This window comes from Vagococcus martis, assembly GCF_002026305.1.
GTDB lineage: Bacteria > Bacillota > Bacilli > Lactobacillales > Vagococcaceae > Vagococcus > Vagococcus martis.
Map to the genome: position 1 here is coordinate 1,033,947 of NZ_MVAB01000001.1, position 20,369 is coordinate 1,054,315.

At 35.0% G+C, this 20,369-nt stretch carries 20 protein-coding genes; 5 read left to right on the plus strand and 15 right to left on the minus strand.

Going from position 1 to position 20,369, the window contains the following annotated elements:
• Positions 1-36: 36 nt before the first annotated feature.
• The 7 genes from argF to BW731_RS04945 all read right to left on the minus strand — a co-directional run bounded on the left by argF (position 37) and on the right by BW731_RS04945 (position 7,355).
• Positions 37-1,059, minus strand: a complete 1,023-nt coding sequence (gene argF / locus BW731_RS04915) for an ornithine carbamoyltransferase (protein ID WP_079346250.1) — start codon at positions 1,057-1,059, stop codon at positions 37-39.
• A gap of 105 nt (positions 1,060-1,164) precedes the next feature.
• Entirely contained in the window at positions 1,165-1,647 is a 483-nt protein-coding gene (locus BW731_RS04920; RefSeq protein ID WP_079346252.1) for an arginine repressor, read from the minus strand.
• Positions 1,648-1,732: 85 nt separating this feature from the next.
• Complete coding sequence (locus BW731_RS04925) at positions 1,733-3,244, minus strand: phosphohexomutase domain-containing protein (RefSeq protein ID WP_079346254.1); 1,512 nt, start codon at positions 3,242-3,244, stop codon at positions 1,733-1,735.
• Between the two features lie 247 nt (positions 3,245-3,491).
• Positions 3,492-4,427, minus strand: coding sequence for a hexose kinase (locus BW731_RS04930; protein ID WP_079346256.1), 936 nt, complete (start codon positions 4,425-4,427; stop codon positions 3,492-3,494).
• An 11-nt stretch (positions 4,428-4,438) separates the two neighbouring features.
• Positions 4,439-5,431: a tagatose-bisphosphate aldolase gene (gene lacD / locus BW731_RS04935; RefSeq protein ID WP_079346258.1), complete on the minus strand. Its 993-nt coding sequence runs from the start codon at positions 5,429-5,431 to the stop codon at positions 4,439-4,441.
• 21 nt (positions 5,432-5,452) lie between these two features.
• Complete coding sequence (locus BW731_RS04940; protein WP_079346260.1) at positions 5,453-6,613, minus strand: SIS domain-containing protein; 1,161 nt, start codon at positions 6,611-6,613, stop codon at positions 5,453-5,455.
• 19 nt (positions 6,614-6,632) lie between these two features.
• A complete protein-coding gene (locus tag BW731_RS04945) occupies positions 6,633-7,355 on the minus strand; it encodes a GntR family transcriptional regulator (protein ID WP_079346262.1) in 723 nt (240 codons plus the stop codon).
• Between the two features lie 172 nt (positions 7,356-7,527).
• Between BW731_RS04945 and BW731_RS04950 the strand changes: the two genes are divergently transcribed.
• Both BW731_RS04950 and BW731_RS04955 read left to right on the plus strand, forming a co-directional pair.
• Positions 7,528-8,682, plus strand: a complete 1,155-nt coding sequence (locus BW731_RS04950) for a glycoside hydrolase family 88 protein (RefSeq protein WP_079346264.1) — start codon at positions 7,528-7,530, stop codon at positions 8,680-8,682.
• A gap of 13 nt (positions 8,683-8,695) precedes the next feature.
• Positions 8,696-10,474, plus strand: a complete 1,779-nt coding sequence (locus tag BW731_RS04955; RefSeq protein ID WP_079346266.1) for a glycoside hydrolase family 35 protein — start codon at positions 8,696-8,698, stop codon at positions 10,472-10,474.
• 19 nt (positions 10,475-10,493) lie between these two features.
• Here BW731_RS04955 and BW731_RS04960 read toward each other — a convergent pair whose 3' ends face one another.
• Positions 10,494-11,201: a GntR family transcriptional regulator gene (locus BW731_RS04960; protein ID WP_079346268.1), complete on the minus strand. Its 708-nt coding sequence runs from the start codon at positions 11,199-11,201 to the stop codon at positions 10,494-10,496.
• Positions 11,202-11,383: 182 nt separating this feature from the next.
• Between BW731_RS04960 and BW731_RS04965 the strand changes: the two genes are divergently transcribed.
• From BW731_RS04965 to BW731_RS04975, 3 genes are read left to right on the plus strand one after another with little or no spacing between them, the layout of a single operon-like run.
• The gene (locus BW731_RS04965) at positions 11,384-12,304 is read left to right on the plus strand and encodes a PTS mannose/fructose/sorbose transporter subunit IIAB (RefSeq protein WP_079346270.1); all 921 of its coding nucleotides are present in this window, start codon (positions 11,384-11,386) and stop codon (positions 12,302-12,304) included.
• 29 nt (positions 12,305-12,333) lie between these two features.
• Positions 12,334-13,137 carry a PTS mannose/fructose/sorbose/N-acetylgalactosamine transporter subunit IIC gene (locus BW731_RS04970; RefSeq protein ID WP_079346272.1) on the plus strand — a complete coding sequence of 268 codons (804 nt, stop codon included), beginning with the start codon at positions 12,334-12,336 and terminating at the stop codon, positions 13,135-13,137.
• Positions 13,124-13,933: a PTS system mannose/fructose/sorbose family transporter subunit IID gene (locus BW731_RS04975; protein WP_079346274.1), complete on the plus strand. Its 810-nt coding sequence runs from the start codon at positions 13,124-13,126 to the stop codon at positions 13,931-13,933. Before BW731_RS04970 ends, BW731_RS04975 begins: the two co-directional genes overlap by 14 nt.
• Positions 13,934-14,261: 328 nt before the next feature.
• Here the strand turns inward: BW731_RS04975 and BW731_RS04980 are convergent, their stop codons facing one another.
• The 7 genes from BW731_RS04980 to BW731_RS05010 all read right to left on the minus strand — a co-directional run bounded on the left by BW731_RS04980 (position 14,262) and on the right by BW731_RS05010 (position 20,301).
• Positions 14,262-16,187 carry a heparinase II/III domain-containing protein gene (locus BW731_RS04980; RefSeq protein ID WP_079346276.1) on the minus strand — a complete coding sequence of 642 codons (1,926 nt, stop codon included), beginning with the start codon at positions 16,185-16,187 and terminating at the stop codon, positions 14,262-14,264.
• 72 nt (positions 16,188-16,259) lie between these two features.
• Positions 16,260-16,535 carry a preprotein translocase subunit YajC gene (gene yajC / locus BW731_RS04985; protein WP_071456087.1) on the minus strand — a complete coding sequence of 92 codons (276 nt, stop codon included), beginning with the start codon at positions 16,533-16,535 and terminating at the stop codon, positions 16,260-16,262.
• 3 nt (positions 16,536-16,538) lie between these two features.
• Positions 16,539-16,991 carry a PTS sugar transporter subunit IIA gene (locus BW731_RS04990; protein WP_079346278.1) on the minus strand — a complete coding sequence of 151 codons (453 nt, stop codon included), beginning with the start codon at positions 16,989-16,991 and terminating at the stop codon, positions 16,539-16,541.
• A gap of 15 nt (positions 16,992-17,006) precedes the next feature.
• Entirely contained in the window at positions 17,007-17,822 is an 816-nt protein-coding gene (locus BW731_RS04995) for a PTS system mannose/fructose/sorbose family transporter subunit IID (protein ID WP_079346280.1), read from the minus strand.
• Positions 17,812-18,591 (minus strand): PTS mannose/fructose/sorbose/N-acetylgalactosamine transporter subunit IIC, encoded by a 780-nt coding sequence (locus tag BW731_RS05000; protein ID WP_079346282.1) that lies wholly within the window; start codon positions 18,589-18,591, stop codon positions 17,812-17,814. The genes BW731_RS04995 and BW731_RS05000 overlap by 11 nt, the downstream gene beginning before the upstream one ends.
• A gap of 18 nt (positions 18,592-18,609) precedes the next feature.
• Positions 18,610-19,110: a PTS sugar transporter subunit IIB gene (locus BW731_RS05005; protein ID WP_079346284.1), complete on the minus strand. Its 501-nt coding sequence runs from the start codon at positions 19,108-19,110 to the stop codon at positions 18,610-18,612.
• Between the two features lie 12 nt (positions 19,111-19,122).
• The gene (locus tag BW731_RS05010) at positions 19,123-20,301 is read right to left on the minus strand and encodes a glycoside hydrolase family 88 protein (protein ID WP_079346286.1); all 1,179 of its coding nucleotides are present in this window, start codon (positions 20,299-20,301) and stop codon (positions 19,123-19,125) included.
• Positions 20,302-20,369 lie beyond the last annotated feature (68 nt).

Consider the following 20,369-nt stretch of genomic DNA (forward strand, 5'->3'; position numbering starts at 1 on the left):
ACTAAAAAATCAATTCCATTTTTTGTTCTATCGTTATCAAACTTTTGGTATAAATAAATTACCTAGAGTAGCTGCCATAATAGCTTTTATCGAGTGCATTCGGTTTTCTGCTTCTTCAAATTGGCGGCCATATTCACTTCTAAAAATATCATCTGTTATCTCCATCTCTGTGATACCAAATGTATCAAAAATCATCTGGCCGAACTCAGTTTTTGTATCATGAAAAGCTGGTAGACAATGAAGCACAATTAAGTCATCATTAGCATTACCTGTTTTTTCAATCATATCTCTGTTAATTTGATATGGCATCAATAATTCTACACGTTCTTTGAATTTATCTTCTTCACCCATAGAAACCCAGACATCTGTATATAAAACATTTGCACCACACACAGCTTTGGCTACATCATCGGTAATCAGTAATTGACTGCCGGATTGTGTCGCAAATTCAGTGGCATACTCTGTGACTTCTTGACTTGGAAACAATGATTTAGGTGCACAGATTCGAACGTTTACTCCTAAAATCGCCCCTGTTACTAGCAAACTATTTGCCATATTATTGCGTCCGTCACCTACATAAACAAGCGTAATCCCTTCTAAATACCCAAAATTTTCTTTTATTGTCATAAAATCGGCAATCATTTGTGTGGGATGCCACTCATCAGTCAAGCCATTCCAAACCGGGACACCAGAATATTTCGCTAAATCTTCCACAATTTCTTGGCTAAAACCACGAAATTCAATCCCGTCAAACATACTCCCCAACACAATTGCTGTGTCTTCCACTGATTCTTTTTTACCAAGTTGAATATCATTTTTCCCTAAATACTCTGGGTGTGCTCCTAAATCAATCACAGCTGTTGTAAATGCTGCTCTGGTTCTAGTAGATGTTTTTTCAAATAACAAGGCAATATTTTTTCCTTCCAAATAACGGTGTGGAATATTTTGTTTCTTTAATTGTTTTAAGTGAATACTAAAATCAATCAGATATTCTAATTCTTCTTTGGTAAAATCCTTTTCTGCTAAAAAACTACGACCTTGAAATAAAGATAAACTCATTGCTATCTCCCCTTTTCATTAACCTGAGTTTTAACATACATCAACTATATAAGAATCCACTTTGAAACAACTTAAACTCTGTTACAAAGTGGATTATGTTTACTATTATTTTTTCTCTGGTACAAACTGTTTGAAGTAATCATTCACGATTTCAGCATCTTCTTTTGATTTTGATAATATTAAAATCGTGTCATCTCCCGCAACACATGCGACTATCTCAGAAAACGACTGTCTAAAACTATCAATCAATACACCTAACAGTTGACCATTACCAGGTAACACTGTCAACACATTGATAAATTCAATTTGAACCAATGATACACCTGTTTCTCTGATAACATTTTTCAAACGTTCTTCATCTGTCAATTTCTTTTCTGTAGACGTATCATCATCCAAAATACGATAATACGACCGACCGCTAGAATTATGACTTTTTATAATATTTAACTCACGCATATCTCTTGATATAGTTGACTGAGTTGTACGGACATTTTCTTTTTCTAGACATTTAATCAATTCAGATTGATTTTCAATGTTATTCTCTGATATTACTTTTTTTAAAATAGATTGTCGTGTCTCTTTATTCACGTTAACTCTCCTTACTATCAGGCTTTGACGTATAAATATAGTAAGAACTTATCTTTATACGTCATCTATCCTACTAGATAGTGGCTTACCCCTCAAGTTCTTTGTTTAATTGGTCTGTATTTAAAAAATCATAACGAGAGAAAAATGATAGTAATGTTTCTAAGACTGCTTTATTTTTACCATCGACATCATTTTCTACTTGAAGAACGAGTAATGGCTCATGCAAACTCATTCTTAGTAAAAACCATCCTTGACCAAAGTTATCAGAAACTGTCGTACGAATGCCTTCTTCATTGTCCATATCAATGATAAATCCTGGTGTTTCTGCCACTAAATCATGCATCGCAACAATGATTGATTCACCTAATAATTTATAATCTGCTCCACTTATTTTGAAACGCACTTCAGTTGTTTCAGCTGGTTGTTTTAAGTCAGCGATTAAATCACTTAGTTCTAAATTTTGTTGTTTTAATTTTGGTAGTAACATTAATATTTTAGCTACCACATATGCCCCATCATCTAAAAAGTAGTTCTCTTTAAAAGCGGCATGTCCACTTGTTTCGATTGACAATGGCACATCAATTCCTTGTGAGTTTAACTCAATGCCTTTATTTATCACATTACGGTACCCACAAAGGTAGCGCACTTGTTTTCCATTTAAACCTTCAATAAATGTTTTTAAGTGACTTGATGTAGGAGAATTCGTCACAATCGTTGCTCCCGGATAGTCATTTAACACAATCGTTGCTAATACCGCTATCAGATTATTTCGGTTAATGACTTCACCTGATTTGTCCACTACAGCAGCACGGTCCACATCAGTATCAAAAATCACCCCTAAATCAGCATGGTTTGCTAATACGGCTTCTTTAATACTTGCCATTGCTTCTTTATTGTCAGGATTAGGAATATGATTTGGAAAATGACCATCAGGATCTAAAAATTGGCTTCCAGTTATATCTGCTCCTAGAGTTTCTAATACCTTCTCGGCAAAAAATCCTCCTGCTCCATTTCCAGCATCTAGCACGATTTTAAACCCTTCAAGCGGTTTATCACTTTGCGTTTGGGCAATAATTTTATCAACTAAATCTTTAGAGTAAGCTGATAACACTTCTTTTTCTTCTACATGGCCTACAACGTTTGTTTTTTCAAACGTTTCTGGGGCATGTTCTAAAATAAACTCAATATCTTCATGCTCTGCTCCACCATCTTTAGTAAATAATTTAATACCATTATAGTAAAACGGTAAATGGCTAGCTGTAATCATGATGCCACAATCTGCATTAAATTCTGGAAATTGTGTTGCCATAAACATTGCTGGTGTTGTAGATAGACCAACATCAATCACGTGAATATCTTCAGTCATAAACGCATCAATTAACCATTGTTTGATTGACTCACCTGATAAGCGACTATCTTGACCAATCGCGATGGTAATCGGTGTATGTGTGACACCTTTTTCCTGTTTCAACCAAGTGATAATCCCTTTAGCGATTCTCTCTACCTGTTGTTGTTCAAGATTTGCTGTATACCCTTCTGCTGTAATGGCAACCCCACGTATGTCAGATCCATTTTGTAATTGATTCAAGTCTGTCATAAATACCCTCCTATTTACGATAAAGTAAGTTTTACATATCTACTTTACCTATTTACAACATTATATCATCAAAATGGCGCAATAAGCGGTATCTCTTAAAAATTTTAAAGGGCTTTAATTTCTTTTACAATCAAGTCCAAGCCCTTAGTCAAATTTTTTAAAGACAAACAAATAAGCAACAAAAAACCGTCGGCTTTTGTTGCTTATTTGTAATTATTTTTATACATTCACATCTTTTGATATAACATTATAATTTATAGACACTGACTTGATTAAATAAATCATCAAATTTAGTTTTATCAACACATCCCGTTGTGTCTTCCATCGCATTCAACATACCTAATGTCATCGCATACTTCAATACTTCCTCAATTGATTTCCGCTTGGATAAACCAATTGCTAACCCTGCCACAGTTGAATCCCCACTTCCCACAGGATTTTTTACTGGGATACTAGGAATCTCTACTCGGTAAAACGACTCATCAAACTTTACAAATGCACCATCTTTACCTAATGACACCATGATTAATGGCACACCATCAAATAATGAATGGCTTAGAATGTCTGAAAAATTAGTATAATCAGCTGATACTTCTTCCCCTAATAAGGTTTGCAACTCATCACTATTAGGTTTAATCGCATAAGGTTTAACAGATGATTCTAAGGCAAGTTTTAAACTTTCTCCTGATGTATCGAGGATAACCTTTATATCTGTAGTAGATAACAATGACAATAAGCGACTGTAATAATCCTTTGATACCCCTTTTGGTAAACTGCCGGATAATGTGGCAACATCACTAGATGCTGCCAATGTCAAAAATGTTTCTTCAAAGGATGACAGCTCCTCAATTGAAATGGTTGGGCCTGCTTCTAGAATCTCTGTTTGTTTATGGTTATCATGCAATATCGCAATACAATTTCGTGTGTCACCTTGTATATTGGAAAAGTCATGCTTAATCCCTTCACTCGATAGATTTTCTCGAATAAACTCACCCAACACACCACCTAACAGTCCAGTACTAATAACTTCTTCTTCCATTTGATGAATCACTCGCGTCACATTTAATCCTTTACCACCCGCTGTTTTTCTCACCTTATCGCAACGATTGACATCGTCAAGTATCAATGTACTTAGTGGATACGAAATGTCGACTGATGGGTTCATCGTAACTGATACAATCATTTTTTCACCCACTATGATAATTTATTATGCCAAGATGAAGCTGTCGCATTTAGAGCATCATTTAGCTCATCCATATTTTGTTTACCTTGTGTGTTTAACCACTCAATAGCGGATTCTCTTCCTTCTTTGACAAATACTTCGACACTATCTTTCCATGTTGCACGGCCACACAGTACCCCATTAAATGTTGACTCTGCCTCTTTTGCAAAATACAACGTGTCTTGGAATAATTTCGCACTCACGCCTGCACTTAAAAAGATAAACGGCAAGTGTGTGCTGTCACTTTGTTCTTTGAAATAGTTTAGTGCTTCTTCTTTTGTGTAAACCACATCAGTTGCCTCTTTAGCGAATCCTTCCACATAATTCATGTTCACTGGCACTTCTACTTTTAATACATCCACTTGATAACGATCTTTTGAGAATTCTTTCATCATCTCATTGACTTTATGCGGTTTAACTTTTGCGTAATCTTTTCCTTTTGCGTCATCTATTAGAGCATCATAAGTTAATAATTCAAGATAAAACGGCATATCTTCAGCCACGCATTCTGACCCGATACGTTCAACAAATGCTTGCTTACGCTCATTAATCTCATCTGACTCATCGACATCATAGTAAAGTAAGAATTTTACTGCATCCGCTCCTGCTTCTTTTAATCTAAGTGCTGACCATTCAGGTAATAAATCAGGGAAACGTCCTGGTTCAGTCGCATCATATCCTGTTTTTTCGTAAGCTAATAACAATCCTGCATCGTCTTCTTTTACTTTAGAAGCAGGCAAACCATATTCTGGATCTAATAAAATAGAAGAAGAATAAGGCGTTAAATATTCAGAAATAAGTTCTTTAAATTCGACAATCGCCTTTTCAACATCTCCATTAAATCCTTGTTCTGACAGCATACGTTTCAATGCACCACGTTGGTCAATGGCAAGAGCCGCGATGATGCCGTCTTTTGTCGATAAATGAGTCATACGTACTAATTTTTTTTCACTGATTTTTTTCATGATGATAATCCCTCTTTCGTATTAGTTAAATGGATGAATCGTAACACCTTGAACAACGCGATTAACTGTCCCTGTAGGTGATGGTGTATCTGGTTTATTCTTAACCTTAACTGATGTTAATAAGGCAATGATTTGTGCAATCATCACTAAAGGCAACGCTAAAAATCCGTCCGCCAATTGATAATCATTTGTGAGCGAGATATTTTTTCCGCTATATTGTGTGTTATTTTGTGATAAAGCAATGGTTTCCACTGCTATAGCGTTTCCATTAATTTCTTCCAAAATATCCACATCATACTGACTAGTGTATGTGTCATTGCTAATGAACCCAAATACTAATGTTTTATCATCCACAAATGATTTAGGGCCATGTCTAAACCCTAATGAAGAATCAAAGACTGTCGCGATTTTTCCTGCTGTTAATTCTAGTAATTTCAACTGAGCTTCTCTTGTTAATCCTGATAGACTCTCAGATCCTAAATAAACAACTCGATTGAAATCTTGTGCTACAACATTAGACAGCGTATCTTCCATTGTAACTACTTGTTTTCCCATATTTACCATCGTTGATACAATCGTTTCGTGATCAGTGTGAACCAAATCAAAGATTAATAAAGCAGCCAAGGTCATACAAGAAAAACTTCCTGTCATAGCAAACCCTTGGTCATTCGAACGAGTTGGCATTAACATAACAAAAGAATGTTTATCATCTTTAGCATTCACTGCAAGTTTTCCCTCAGGAGCACAACTAATAATCAAATGCTTCACATTTTTTACAACTTGATTGGCTAAATCTATCGTCGCGACACTTTCAGGACTATTTCCACTTCTTGCAAAAGACACAAGTAACGTTGGAGAATCTTCTTTAAAATAATTTAAAGGTGCTGACACGATATCAGTTGTTGGGATGGCTTCAAAAATAAAATCAGATGTATTTCCATAACGTGTTAAATGTGGTTTAACGACATCTCCCACGTATGCAGACGTTCCTGCTCCTGTAAAAATCACACGAATTTTTTCAGTTGTTTCTTTTTTAAACCCTTCTAAAAAAGCCATTAAATTTTCTTTATGGGAATTAAAAATTTCAAGTGTTTCATTCCATAATTCTGGCTGTTGCTTAATTTCATTTGTAGTAATCACTGCACCTATCTCTTCTAACTGTTGGTTGGTCCAATCTAACATGTAAAGCACTCCTTCTCATTTAATTTTTATGGTGTAATACTTTGTATCTAAATTGATCGGCTCTTGCCACACTTAATGTGTATTCAATGATTTCATTTTCTTGATTCACTGTTTTTCTGACTAAGTTTAAGGCCGCTGAACCTATTGGGACTTCAATGTATTCGGCATCTTTATCACTCACAAAGCTGGCATAAAATTCTTCTTCTGCATATTTTATTCGTTGATTATATGTGTCATAAAACACATCATACATTGGCTTGTCTTCCAACATCTCACTTGTTAACCCTTCAAAACGTTTGTATGGTAAATACGTTCTTTCTAACATCATTGGCTCCCCATCGGCTAATCTTAATCGTTTCATTTTAATTAACTGACTTCCCTTATGTACTCCCAGTTGTTCACTTAAATAATTATTACTTTCAACAACTAAAAATTCTAAAATTTTGGTTGAGGGTTCTTTTCCTAAAGACTTCATTTGTTCTGTAAAACTGTAGGCTCCTGTTAGGTTTAAAATGCTATTTGATACACCAGAAACAAACGTTCCTTTACCATGTTTTTTATAGATAAACCCTAAATTTTCCAATTCTTGTAAAGCTAATCTAACGGTTGTTCGACTAACACCGTGAATCTCTGCTAACTCTCTTTCTGATGGTAATAAATCATGCGCTTGATGTTCTTTTTCAATAGATTCTTTTAATTCATCGACTAGTTGACCATATAATGGTTGCTTCTTATTTTCCATGTTCCCCTCCTAATACCACTTTTAATACCAACTGGTAGTAACCACTTATATTATCAATTATTTGTTATTAAATGTCAAGGGTAGATAACTTAGTTCAGAAAACGCTTTATTTTCATTATTATTTATTGTACAATGGCAGTGACTTAACATGTTAACATATAGGGGTGATTTAATGGATAACAAACAAGCGTTGATGTCACTAGGTAAAAATGTGACAAACGAATGGCTTACAGAACAAATTAACTGGTGTGTAAAAAAAATTGGGCAAAATATGGTACGATATGGCGAGAAATTCCCATCAGCCTGTGCAACAAATGGCGTTTATCGAATTAAAGAAAATGACGATTGGACGAATGGTTTTTGGACAGGCATGTTGTGGATGACTTACGAATGGACACATGATGACAAATACAAAAACTTGGCACAAAAAAATATCGATAATTTTCAAAAAAGACTAGATGGCCATTTTATTTTGGACCACCATGACATTGGATTTTTATACAGTTTATCGACTGGTGCTGGATACAAAATAACTCAGAATGAACATTACAAAAAACAGTTACTTCAAGCTGCTGATGTGTTATCTGCTCGCTATCACGAAAAAGGTGGCTTTATACAAGCTTGGGGTAAATATGGAGACCCTGGTGAATATCGACTCATTATCGACTCACTACTAAACCTACCTCTCCTCATTGAAGCTTATCGTTTATCAGGGAACACCACGTATAAACAAATTGCTGAAGCTCATTATAAGACACTGTTGAACACTGTGGTACGACCAAGTTATTCTACTTATCATACATTTTATTTTGATACAGAAACAGGCTTGCCAACATACGGTGCCACTAGACAAGGAAATGCAGATGACTCTATCTGGGCTCGTGGACAAAGTTGGGCAATTTTAGGGATTCCTTTATTCGAAAGACTAAACCCTTCTCAAGAATTCCCTTCGATTTATCAACCTATTGTGGATGTGTTTATTGATGGGTTACCAAAAGATTTGGTACCTTATTGGGACTATGATTTTACAGACGACAAACCTTCTGACAAAGATAGCTCTTCTCTTGCGATTACTGCAACCGGACTACTTGAAGCCGACAAACAAAACGCCTACCCTCATGCTAAAGAATTAGCTAAAGGAATGGTTTACAAATTAGGAGAAGACTATACATCAAAAAACGAGCCTGATAATGAAGGACTATTACTCCATGGTGTTTATTCTCATAAAGAAGGAAAAGGTGTCGATGAACCAAACTTGTGGGGAGATTATTTTTACTTAGAAGCACTCATGAGCTTAGCAAACCCTAACTGGGAGAAATACTGGTAAAGGAGGAAATATAATGCAAACTTTTGAAATCAAAGAAGATTTTTTATTAGATGGAAAGCCTATAAAGATTATTAGTGGGGCTATTCATTATTTTCGTATGACACAAAATCAATGGGAAGATAGCTTATACAACCTAAAAGCCCTTGGTGCAAATACTGTTGAAACTTATATTCCTTGGAACATTCACGAACCTATAGAAGGAACATTTGACTTTAGCGGTATGAAAGATGTCGTCGCATTTGTTGAATTGGCTCAAGAAATGGGGCTATATGTGATATTACGTCCGTCTGTCTATATTTGTGCTGAATGGGAATTTGGTGGATTACCAGCTTGGCTATTAAAAGATGGGTTAATTCGATTACGTTCGACTGACAAAATTTTCATGGAAAAAGTAGAAAATTATTATCATGAATTATTACCAAAACTTCGACCACTACAAGTTACTCAAGGTGGCCCTGTCATTATGATGCAAATTGAAAACGAATATGGATCTTACGGCATGGAAAAAGAATACTTATTAGCTACAAAAAAAATAGTGGAAAGTTATGGAATTGATGTGCCTTTATTTACTTCTGATGGATCATGGAAAGAGGTTTTAGATGCTGGTTCATTAATTGATGAAGATGTCTTTGTCGCAGGAAATTTTGGTAGTCAATCATTAAAGAATGCTGCTATTTTAAAAGATTTTATAACTGAGCACAATAAAAAATGGCCCATTATTTCTATGGAGTATTGGGATGGTTGGTTCAATCGTTGGGGAAATGACATTATTAAACGTGACCCACAAGACTTAGCTGATGAGGTTGAAGACATGCTGAGCGTGGGGTCTATTAATCTTTATATGTTTCATGGTGGCACTAACTTTGGCTTTTACAATGGTTGTTCTGCTCGCGGAAATACTGATTTACCACAAGTGACTAGCTATGATTATGATGCACTACTTAACGAAAGTGGTCAACCAACTGAAAAGTATTACCTTGTACAAAAAGCAATCAAAAAAGTCTGTCCTGACGTTTGGCAAGCTGAACCTCGTGTAAAAGAGTTAGATAATGTAGGTTCTTTCCCTATTGATAAAAGCGTATCACTTTTCCATACAAAAGACGACATCGTCAAATCAACTTACTCTTCATATCCTTTAACGATGGAACAAGCTAGCTCAGGGTACGGGTACTTGCTTTATGATTTCGAGTTAAAGAATTATCATCATGAAAATAAATTTAAAGTTATCGAAGCTAGTGATCGTCTTAAAATATATGCTGACGAATCACTCATAGCCACTCAATATCAGGAAACAAACGGAGAAGAACTCATGCTACAAGGCAATCCTGATTCAGATACCATTCATATGGATGTGTTAGTTGAAAATCTAGGTCGTGTTAATTATGGTTACAAGCTAAATAACACAACACAAATGAAAGGAATTCGTGGTGGTGTGATGTATGATATCCACTTCCATCAAGGATTTAAGCACTACCCGTTGACTTTATCTAAAGAACAACTAGCTGCGATTGATTTTGACAAAGAATCAAACCCTTCTCATCCTTCATTTTATCAATCAACCTTTAATTTAGAAAATGTAAAGGATACTTATATCGATTGTTCCGCGTATGGAAAAGGAGTTGTTGTTGTGAATGGCATCAATTTAGGTCGTTACTGGGATAAAGGACCTCATCTTTCACTGTATTGTCCGAAAGAATTTCTTAATGTTGGAGAAAATGAAATTATTATTTTCGAAACAGAAGGTAAACACATCACTAATGTGACATTTTCAGATACACCAGTGTATGTATAAAAAATAGAAGTCAAAGCAGTTATTCTGCCTCGACTTCTATTTTTGTTTTAAACGACTTCCAATGTTTGTAACTAACGATATACTCTGCCACACTATTATCTGGTAAAAATGTTTGTTTTTCTTGAAGAACAGCCGGTTCTCTAAAGCTTAGTTCTAATGCATTAGTAATAAACGCATCTTCAGGAAATACAATCTCATTTGTTTCAACCGATGATTGTGTAAATAAGTCTATCCCAAAATCTTTTCGCACTCGATCATAAATACTTTGATACTCGGATAAATTTGTACTGATAGGCTCTTTCATTAATTTTTTTGGTAAATGTGTGATATTTAAAATAAATGGAATTCCTTCAGATGAACGCACTCGTACAATTTTATAGTAACTATCATTTTTAGATAGTTTGAGTTTTTGCAATACATCTGGTTGATTCTCTTTTGTTACAGATAAAACATCTATTTTTTCAGTATCTAATGAATGGTTTTCAATATCAGAAAAACGAACTGTTTTAGATATCTTAGCTTTCGACACAAATGTCCCCTTACCTTGTATCCGGTATAAATACCCCATAGATGTCAGCTCATTCAATGCTTTGACTGCTGTAATCGAACTAACTGAGTAACGTTTTTTAATATCCGCCTCGGAATAAAACTTATCCCCTGGCACAAACACATGATTTCTTATTTCTTCTAATAAATCATTTTTAATTTGTTGATACTTTGGAATCATCATTTCAACCCCTTTCTATAAACGATTCCATAACATGTTAAGTTATTAATAATAATATACATCATTTTTTCTATAAAATAAAGAAAGAAAGTGTTTACATATTGTTTAACTAATGATATATTTATTTTGTAAAAACCTAACATGTTAAGTTGTTAACTTGAAGTTAAATAGGAGGGATTCAATTGAAAGATATCATTTTAGTCAGTCATGGTGATATGGCCAAAGGAGTCAAACATAGTTTAGAAATGATTACGGGAAAACAAAAATCGGTCCATGTTGTCTCATTAAAAGATGATGGTGATGACAAACAATTTGAAAGCGATTTATTAAAAATCATGTCCAAAATAAATGGTAAAAAACTAATTATCGCAGATTTACTTGGTGGAACACCTTGTAATGTTGCTCTGACTCAATATTCGGAAGATGAAGATGTTGATATCATCGCAGGTATGTCGCTTCCTTTAGTTGTAGAAGCCACACTCAATACGCAAGCGACAACGAAGAATTTAATTGGAAGTGCTAAACAAATTGTCGTAAATGTTAAAAACCAACTTGAACAAAGCACTCATATCGGTGAGGGAAATGACATTGATTTAGACAAATATGCTGAGTTCAAAGGAAAGGAAAATATTGTCAACATTCGTATTGATGAGCGATTGATTCACGGACAAGTTGCAGGAATTTGGTCAACTAGCTTAAATACACAACGAATCATTGTTATTAACGATGAGGCGGCAACAGACCCGTTACAAAAATCATCTCTTCGTATGGCCGCTCCAACATCTATGCGTTTATCTGTTTTAACCATTAAGAATGCCGTAAAAAATATCAATTCTGGAAAATATGGTAAACAACGTTTGTTCATATTGTTCAAAAACCCTACTGACGTCTTAAGATTTATTGAAGAAGGCGGCAACATTAATCGCATTAATGTTGGTAATATGAGTCATAAAAACGGGGCACGTGAAGTCACTAAAAGTATTAAAGTCACTATAGATGAAGAAGTAGTATTTCACAAAATTGCTGAACACGGAGTTGACATCACTGCTCAATTAGTACCAAATGATCCAATCATTAATTTTATGGAAAAATTAGATCGTTAAAAAAATAATGCTTTACAAGGAGGATAATTATGCACAGTTTAGGAACATTTCAAATTATATTAATTACGATTTATGCATTTATTGCTATTAATGACTCTCTTATTTCAAACACATTAACTCAACCTGCAATTGCTGGTATGATTTCTGGTCTTATTATGGGAGATTTAACAACTGGTTTAATGGTTGGCGGGACACTTCAATTGATGCGTTTAGGGATTGCCGCTTTTGGCGGGGCATCTGTTCCCGATTATTTCACTGGTGCTGTACTGGGTACTGCATTTGCGATTATTTCAGGTAAAGGTGCCGAATATGGCATCGGACTTGCAGTTCCCGTGTCACTGTTGATGTTACAACTAGATGTTATCGCTCGTTTTTGTAACGTGTTCTTACTACATAAAATTGATAACGCGATTGATAACTTACAAGTGAAAAAAATCTCTCGTTTAGTTCTTTCCGGATCATTCTTATGGGGATTCTCACGTGCGATCCCAATTTTACTAATGCTTTTAATCGGTGATAATGCCGTTATTGCTATCACAAATGCGATTCCTGAATGGTTAATGAATGGACTTAAAACTGCCGGTGGCGTATTACCTGTAGTCGGGGTTGCGATTCTTTTACGATACTTACCAACAAAACAATACATTCCTTTCTTATTATTAGGTTTCTTCTTTGTAGCATACTTGCAAGTACCTATGTTAGGAGTAACTATCATCGGACTTGTTGCAGCTATTTTAGTTTTCAAACGTGATTCAACTAAAGGGTCTGTTGGAGAAGCCGCTGTGGCAAACAACTCTACTAGTTTAGAAGGAGGATTTGATGGAGATGAGTAATAGCAAACAATTAACTAAAAAAGATTTAACAACAATGAGCTGGCGCTATATTTTAGGAAGTCAGTTAAACTGGAACTACGAACGTATGATGAGTTCTGGATATTTATACGGAATCATGCCAGCACTTCAAAAATTCTATGGTGATGATGAAGAACAATTTAAAGATATGATGAAAACTCACAACCAATTCTTCAATACTAATGCAATTTTCGGTAACTTAATCATGGGGATTGATGTTGCGATTGAAGAACAAGATGGCTATGCTGCTAAAGATACTATCGTTGGTCTTAAAACGGCCTTAATGGGCTCATTAGCCGGTGTTGGGGATTCACTCTTCCACGTAATCTGGGGAACAGTATTTGGTTCTATCGCTGGAACGCTTGCACAAAATGGATCAGTCGTTGGCTGTCTTATCTGGATAGTTGCAAATATTGCTTTATTATTTGGTCGTGCTGCACTACTTCCAATGGGATACAAACAAGGGGTTAAATTAGTTACAACATTAAAAGACAAATTAGCTGCTTTTACAAATGCTGCGACTATCCTAGGGGTAACAGTTATTGGTGCCTTGATTCCTTCAGTTATCAAAGCTAGTGTGCCTATGGTTTATAAGAAAAATGGTGTTGAATTAGTTATCCAAGATACACTTGATTCTATCTTACCTGCCTTAGTTCCAGTTTTACTAGTTATGTTAACTTACTGGATGCTTGGTCAAAAGAAACTAAATTCTACACGCGTTATCTGGATTATCTTAATCCTTTCAATTGCGCTTAGTGCATTTGGTATTTTAGCTTAATTATTAAAATCTAACCATCAAGCTATTTTTAAAATAGCTTGATGGTTTTTTGTCTTCTTTAACAATATCTTCTACACATAAACTGAAAATTATTCTGCTATAATATAACCATGAAAAGGAGTGTTTTAATGACGTACTTTAAACATCTATTTACCACAAGAAAAACAAATGATTCCTTTCTCCGTCCTTTAGGAGCTGGATTGACTATGTTTATCACACTGTGTTAATACTCATGTATTTATTTGATTACGGGCTATCTATTTCAAAAAAACAATACTAAAAACCACCACTTTACGGCTTAAAGCATAGTAAAGTGGTGACTTGATTTTTAAAACAATCTCATATAATTCTCTTCATTGTTTCTATCTATTTTCACAACACCAAATTGTCCATATACTGGATACCCATCGATTTTATATAATTTGTGTCCTGAATACGTGTCTTCAACCATCGAATAAATCAACCACTCTTGTCCATCTATTGTGATTGCCATTCCGTAACATTTTTCCTCTGAGAATAACTTATTATCAGTTTTTTGTACTAGATTTTCCTTAACTACAGCATTACTGTATTTAGTCAGAACAGTATATTGGGTTGGTTGACTACTTGTTGCCACAATTTTTTCATTAACAACTAAATCGTTATATGTTGGGGCAAAAAGACTTTCTTCTACATGTATTGATTCTTCACTGAAGTGGGCATAGTATCGCTTATTTTTTATATCCAAGCTAACTTGATCCTGTTCTTTTCGTGCTTTTATCTTTGGATTTAAATTAAAATAGCGCGTCATATTAGAAAATGCATTATCTCCTATATCAACAACCTGATCTAAAATGATAAAACTATCTAATTCTTTTATGTATAATACTGTCCGCACGACTTTAAACTCTCCATTAACTTGAGTGTCAATATACGCACTTCTTACGGCCCAAAAACCATCATCTTCATAGACACGGTTAGATAAACTTGTTGGAACACCTTCAAATCCCCATGAATCCACGACCTCCCCAAATGGATGACTATTTATCGCAACGGTATTGTGTTGCGGTGCTTCTTTTAATAAATATCTAAGCGGTGACTCAACGTAAGTTAAACGTCCGCTATCTACCAAGATATTATCACCACCAAGTGTGACATCAATGTGACCTAAACTAAGATGCCCATGTCCGCTACCTAATGGGCCATTGTATAAATGGGCGTACGATGACGTAAAATCCCAATCATCATGGTAATAATAATTTCCTGTAAAATGATCCGTTATTGTCTTAGGAAATTCACTATCTACACACTGAGTTTTATTTTTTTCCCATGTTGAATAATCTATCTCACGGTGACTAAAGTAAAGAAGTAAATAATCAACCGTTACATGATTGTAAAAAAGCGGCGGCAAAGATTGTTGGTAGAGTAGCGATAGAGTTTGTATCACATCATCTATTCTCATCTCATCTGTGTCCCCTTGTAAAATAGTCGTGCCTTCTGGTGTCACAAAATGTGGCATAAAATAATACATAGACAATATCTTTTCTTCTAATAATGTTTGTATGGGATGATCTTTTATTACGTCACTTTGGTGGATACATACAATACTTCGCAGCACTTCCATAAAATATAGTGGCGACTGTTCCCAGTGATTACCAGATGGTTGGATTTGTAGGTGTAATTGATGTGTTAAACGACTTAGCATGCGTTGGTATGCACTTGACTCACACATGTCACTCGCACGATGAGAGACGATAAAAAATCCAGTTACAATCAATATCCCCCAATTACTCAAATCATATTTCTCGATATAACCATCATCCAAATAGTTTAATTGTTGATAGATACTCTGTTTTATTTTTTCATTATCAGACACACTCAGTATCGATTCTTGTTCCAAATAGTGAATCATAATCTCCCAATACATCAAACGAATTCCTGTATCTATAGTTCGCCAATTTTCGGTCGTTTGATTTTTAGTAATCCAGTCTAACACTAAGTCTTTTCCTTTTTGTAGATAACAAATATCGCCAGAAATATCAAAACTCATACACAAATCGAGTAAATATTCTTGACGATTAAGCATATAATTCCACTCTTCATCTTCAAATGGAACACAGTACCAATCTATTGTTGACCCAAAGTCTACGATTTCCTGACATGGTTCCATATCATATGGGTGAATAAATTGAAATTTGTTTTCTAATAATAACTGACTATTCGCATGCATCAACATGATATTTGGCTCTTGTTTATCAAAAAATGTCCTCTTCATTCTCTCGTCTCCTCTAACAAAAAGAAGCCACGTTCATCTATATAATAGAGTTATCGTGACTTCTTTGCTTGATTATTTTTCTTCGTTGTATCGACCAATGAGTGAGTGTTTATCTACTCGAATAATGGTATCTTTAGCTATTTTTAGATGAACAATATGTTCGTCAATTCGACTAATTTTTCCAATAATCCCACTATTCATCATGACTTGGTCACCAACTGATAATTCATTTAAAAAAGATTGCATATCAACTAATTGCTTTTGTTGATATTTTTTCTTTGCAAGGGGTAAAACAACGACATAAAGTATGACAAGCAGTATGAGTAAGATAATCCCGACTGTTTTCATGTTTTAGATACCTTCTTCTTCAGTAACCGATACATCTTCCACTTTTTCTTCAGAAACATCAGGCATTACCATCAACATTTCTTTGCTTTCAGCCATACTATTTGACAACTCAACAGAAACATTATCTGTCGTTAAAATACCCATGCTGTTTTTCATGTATAAATCTAAAATGAGATTTAATGACACACTAGATAAGATAAATTGATTTTTTTTGCCTAGTTCTAATAACAAACGTGTCGCGATTTGATGAGGTGCGCCCCCTGTCATATCAGCAAAAATCAAGACATTGTCATTTTCTGTTAAAAAGGCTGTTAATTGTTGTTCGTACTCTCCATGAGTTAAATTGTGATCTAAATCAAAATAGTGTAACTGTTCATTACTTCCTGATAATAATTTTAAGGCTGAACAAACACCTGACGGGAAATTCCCATGACCGACTATGCATACTTTAAACATTTTTATTCCACCCTACTATTTTAAGATTCCTAGCATTGATAAAGCGATACCTAACACAATAAGCAATGCAATCAAACGGTATGTTGACCATTTGTATTTTCTGATTAATACATATACTCCTGCTGTAACTAAAACTGGTAAAAGATTTGGTGCGATTTTATCAAACACTGTTTGAAGTGCCACAACTTGATCTTTTCCTTCAACTTTTGTCACATATTCAAGTGCCAAATTGGCTTTAACAAATGATACGGATAATCCTGAGATAACCGTTACACCAATTGTTGTCGCAATTTTTGCGATACTTGCCATTTTTTCACTCAATGTATCAATAACATTTGTTCCTAGTTTATAACCTAAGTAACCCATCAACATACGTAAACCAAATGTGATACCAAACATACATACGATAAAGAAGATAGGACCAGCTATTAAGCCATCTAATGCCATACCTGCTGCAATTGTTGAGAATAATGGTGCTAACCCAAATTGAGATAATGAATCCCCAATCCCTGATAAAGGTCCCATCAACGCAAATTTAATGGCACGTGTGTCTTCTTCATTTTGACCACTATCATACATGGCTAATTGCATGCTTGTAATAAATGGAACTAACTGAGGGTTTGTGTTATAAAACTCTAAGTTAGAAATGGTAACGTCTTTTAATTTTTCTTCGTCATCTTTGTAAATTTTTCTAAGAGAAGGAAAAAGAATATTCGCATATCCTGTTCCTTGATAATTTCCATAGTTAAATCCATTTTGTAACACGTATGAACGTAAACTTGCTTTAAAATAATCTTTTTTTGTTAATACTGGTTGTTGGTTAGATGCCATCTTCGATTACCTCCTCTTGTTCGTCTGCTTGCCCATTGCCTTTGTTATAGAAGTTGTTTAATGCTAAGATTGCGCCGGCAAAGGCTAACCCAATAACTGGCATTGCTAAGTAAGAAATACACACATAACCTAATAAAATAGCTGGAATGAATTCTTTTTTCACCATAACGTTTAAAATCATCGCAAAACCAATAGCTGGTAACAAGCCACCTGCAACAGATAATCCTGAAATAAGTGCTTGAGGAATAATATTAACAAAAGCACGTAATACTTCAATACTCATTGTCGCAACTAAACCAATGATAAAACCAAATACTCCAAAACCGATAAATGTTAAGTTTGATGTTAATTTAAATGATTTGTAGTTTCCTTCTTGGATAGATTTTGTTGCCCAAGAAAGTGATCCGGCATTTAATGAATAGATAAATGTAATCACAAATTGAATCATCACAGCAAATGGGAATGATAAAGACAATGCTGTTGGCACGTCCATTCCTGTATCTTTTAAAGCAATTGCCATAATAGTCCCAACAACACCTGGTCCGATTGGGTTAGGTGGAACAGTTCCTCCAGCCCCAACACCAAATCCCATAAAGGCTAATTCAGCTGTCGCTCCCATTAATAACCCCGTTTGAACATCTCCTAAAATAAGTCCGACACCAAATGATAAAAAGATTGCACGGTTAGTGTAAATACCAATTAACTGACCGATTAAACAAAATGAAACAAATAACCCTACTAATAATGCCTGTACGAATGTTGCATCCATTTATTTTACCTCCAACGATTAATTTTCTTCGACGTATTTGTTTAAATCTAACCCACCACCAGCGTCGCCGCCCATTGGTGTTGTTTGTGTATTGAAATGTACCCCGTGTTCATTGTGTAATGTTTTCAAGGCAGCTAAATCCTCTTCACCAAGTGAAATGTAATTAGTTAATTGTTTTTTACCTTCTGCAAAGTGAATGTTCCCAACGTTTAATTCTTTGATTGGCACGCCTCCTTCAACTAAACGTAAAACATCTTTAGGATTTTTAGCTACTAGGAAAATCGATTGTTTAGGTGATGCTTTATGAATCTTGTCGCATGTTTCTTCAATACTGAAAAAACGCATTCCGATTGATTTAGAAATCAATGATTTCATCAATGTTTGTTGGATACTACTTGTAGATACCTCGTCATTAGCCACGATGACTAAATTTGCCCCTAATGAATTAATCCATAATTGTCCTTGTCCATGAATCAAGCGTTCGTCGATTCGCACCATTTTAATGTTTGGTTCTGTCATTGTTTTTTCCTCCTACCAGTATAATGTCCAATCTTTATAAAAACGAAGTAAAGCTTCCATGTAGAAATAGTCTCCCCAGATATTTGCTTCATCCACACCTTTTCCTGAATGCCATGAGTAAACTCCATGAGTTAATAAGCCGTTTTCTTTTTCTAAGTCTGTGTACGTATAGTTTTTAATCAAGCTACCAAGCATTGCATGAGAAGCGTAACGATACGTCATTGCCAATTCATCTGATTCCGGCAAGTATTTCAACATTTCATTCATGCCACATACCGCAATCGCTCCAGATGAAGAATCTCTTGATTGACCACTACCATCAGTAAAGATTAAATCCCAATATGGAACTAAATCCTCTGGTAAACGATTTAATAAATAGTTTGTAACAGCTTTGAAGTCCTCTACAATGTAATCATTGTGTGTTTGATAATATTGAAGTGCCATACCATAAACAATCCATGCTTGTCCTCGTGCCCAACTTGAATCGTCTGAATACCCTTGACGAGTCACGCCTTTTAATGGTTCACCTGTTTTAGGGTCAAAATAGAATGTATGGAAACTTGAAGCATTTTCTCGAATCGCTGTTTTTAATGTTGTTTGATAGTGCTTGTCCGCAATATCTGAATACGTCATATCTCCCGTTTCTTCTGATGCCCAGTAAAGAAGTGGGATGTTTAACATGCAATCAACAATTAAACGATAATTATCTTCTGCACCTAACTCGCCCCATGCTTGAATGAATTCACCTTTTTCTTGGTATCTAGAAATCAGTTGGTCTGCTGCTAAAATGCTAGCTTTTTTAGCTTCTTCATTTCCTGTTAATTTGTATGCGCTCACACAAGACGGGATGTAAAGAAACCCTAAATCATGATGGTCAACTTCTATTTTTTCTTCAATACGATGTAAAAAATCTGTGACATGTTTGTCAGCTAATTGACGATATTTTTCGTCACCAGTGTATTCATAAGCTAGCCATAACATCCCCGTCCAAAAACCATTTGTCCACTCGATATTTTTCATTTTCTCATAAAAACCATTTTTAGTAGCAGGACTTGGATAGGTTTCACCAAATTTTTTAATGTTCTCATCTACTAAAGCCACTGCATGATCTAATGCACCTGTGATGTCTTTTTTAGATAATAATCCTGATCCATAATAACGTTGTGCATTTAATAAATCTTCTTTTATCATCGCCACTTCTCTCCTTTATTAGTCTCACTTTATATATAGCAAGTAGCGTGCCAACTTTTTAAAACGCT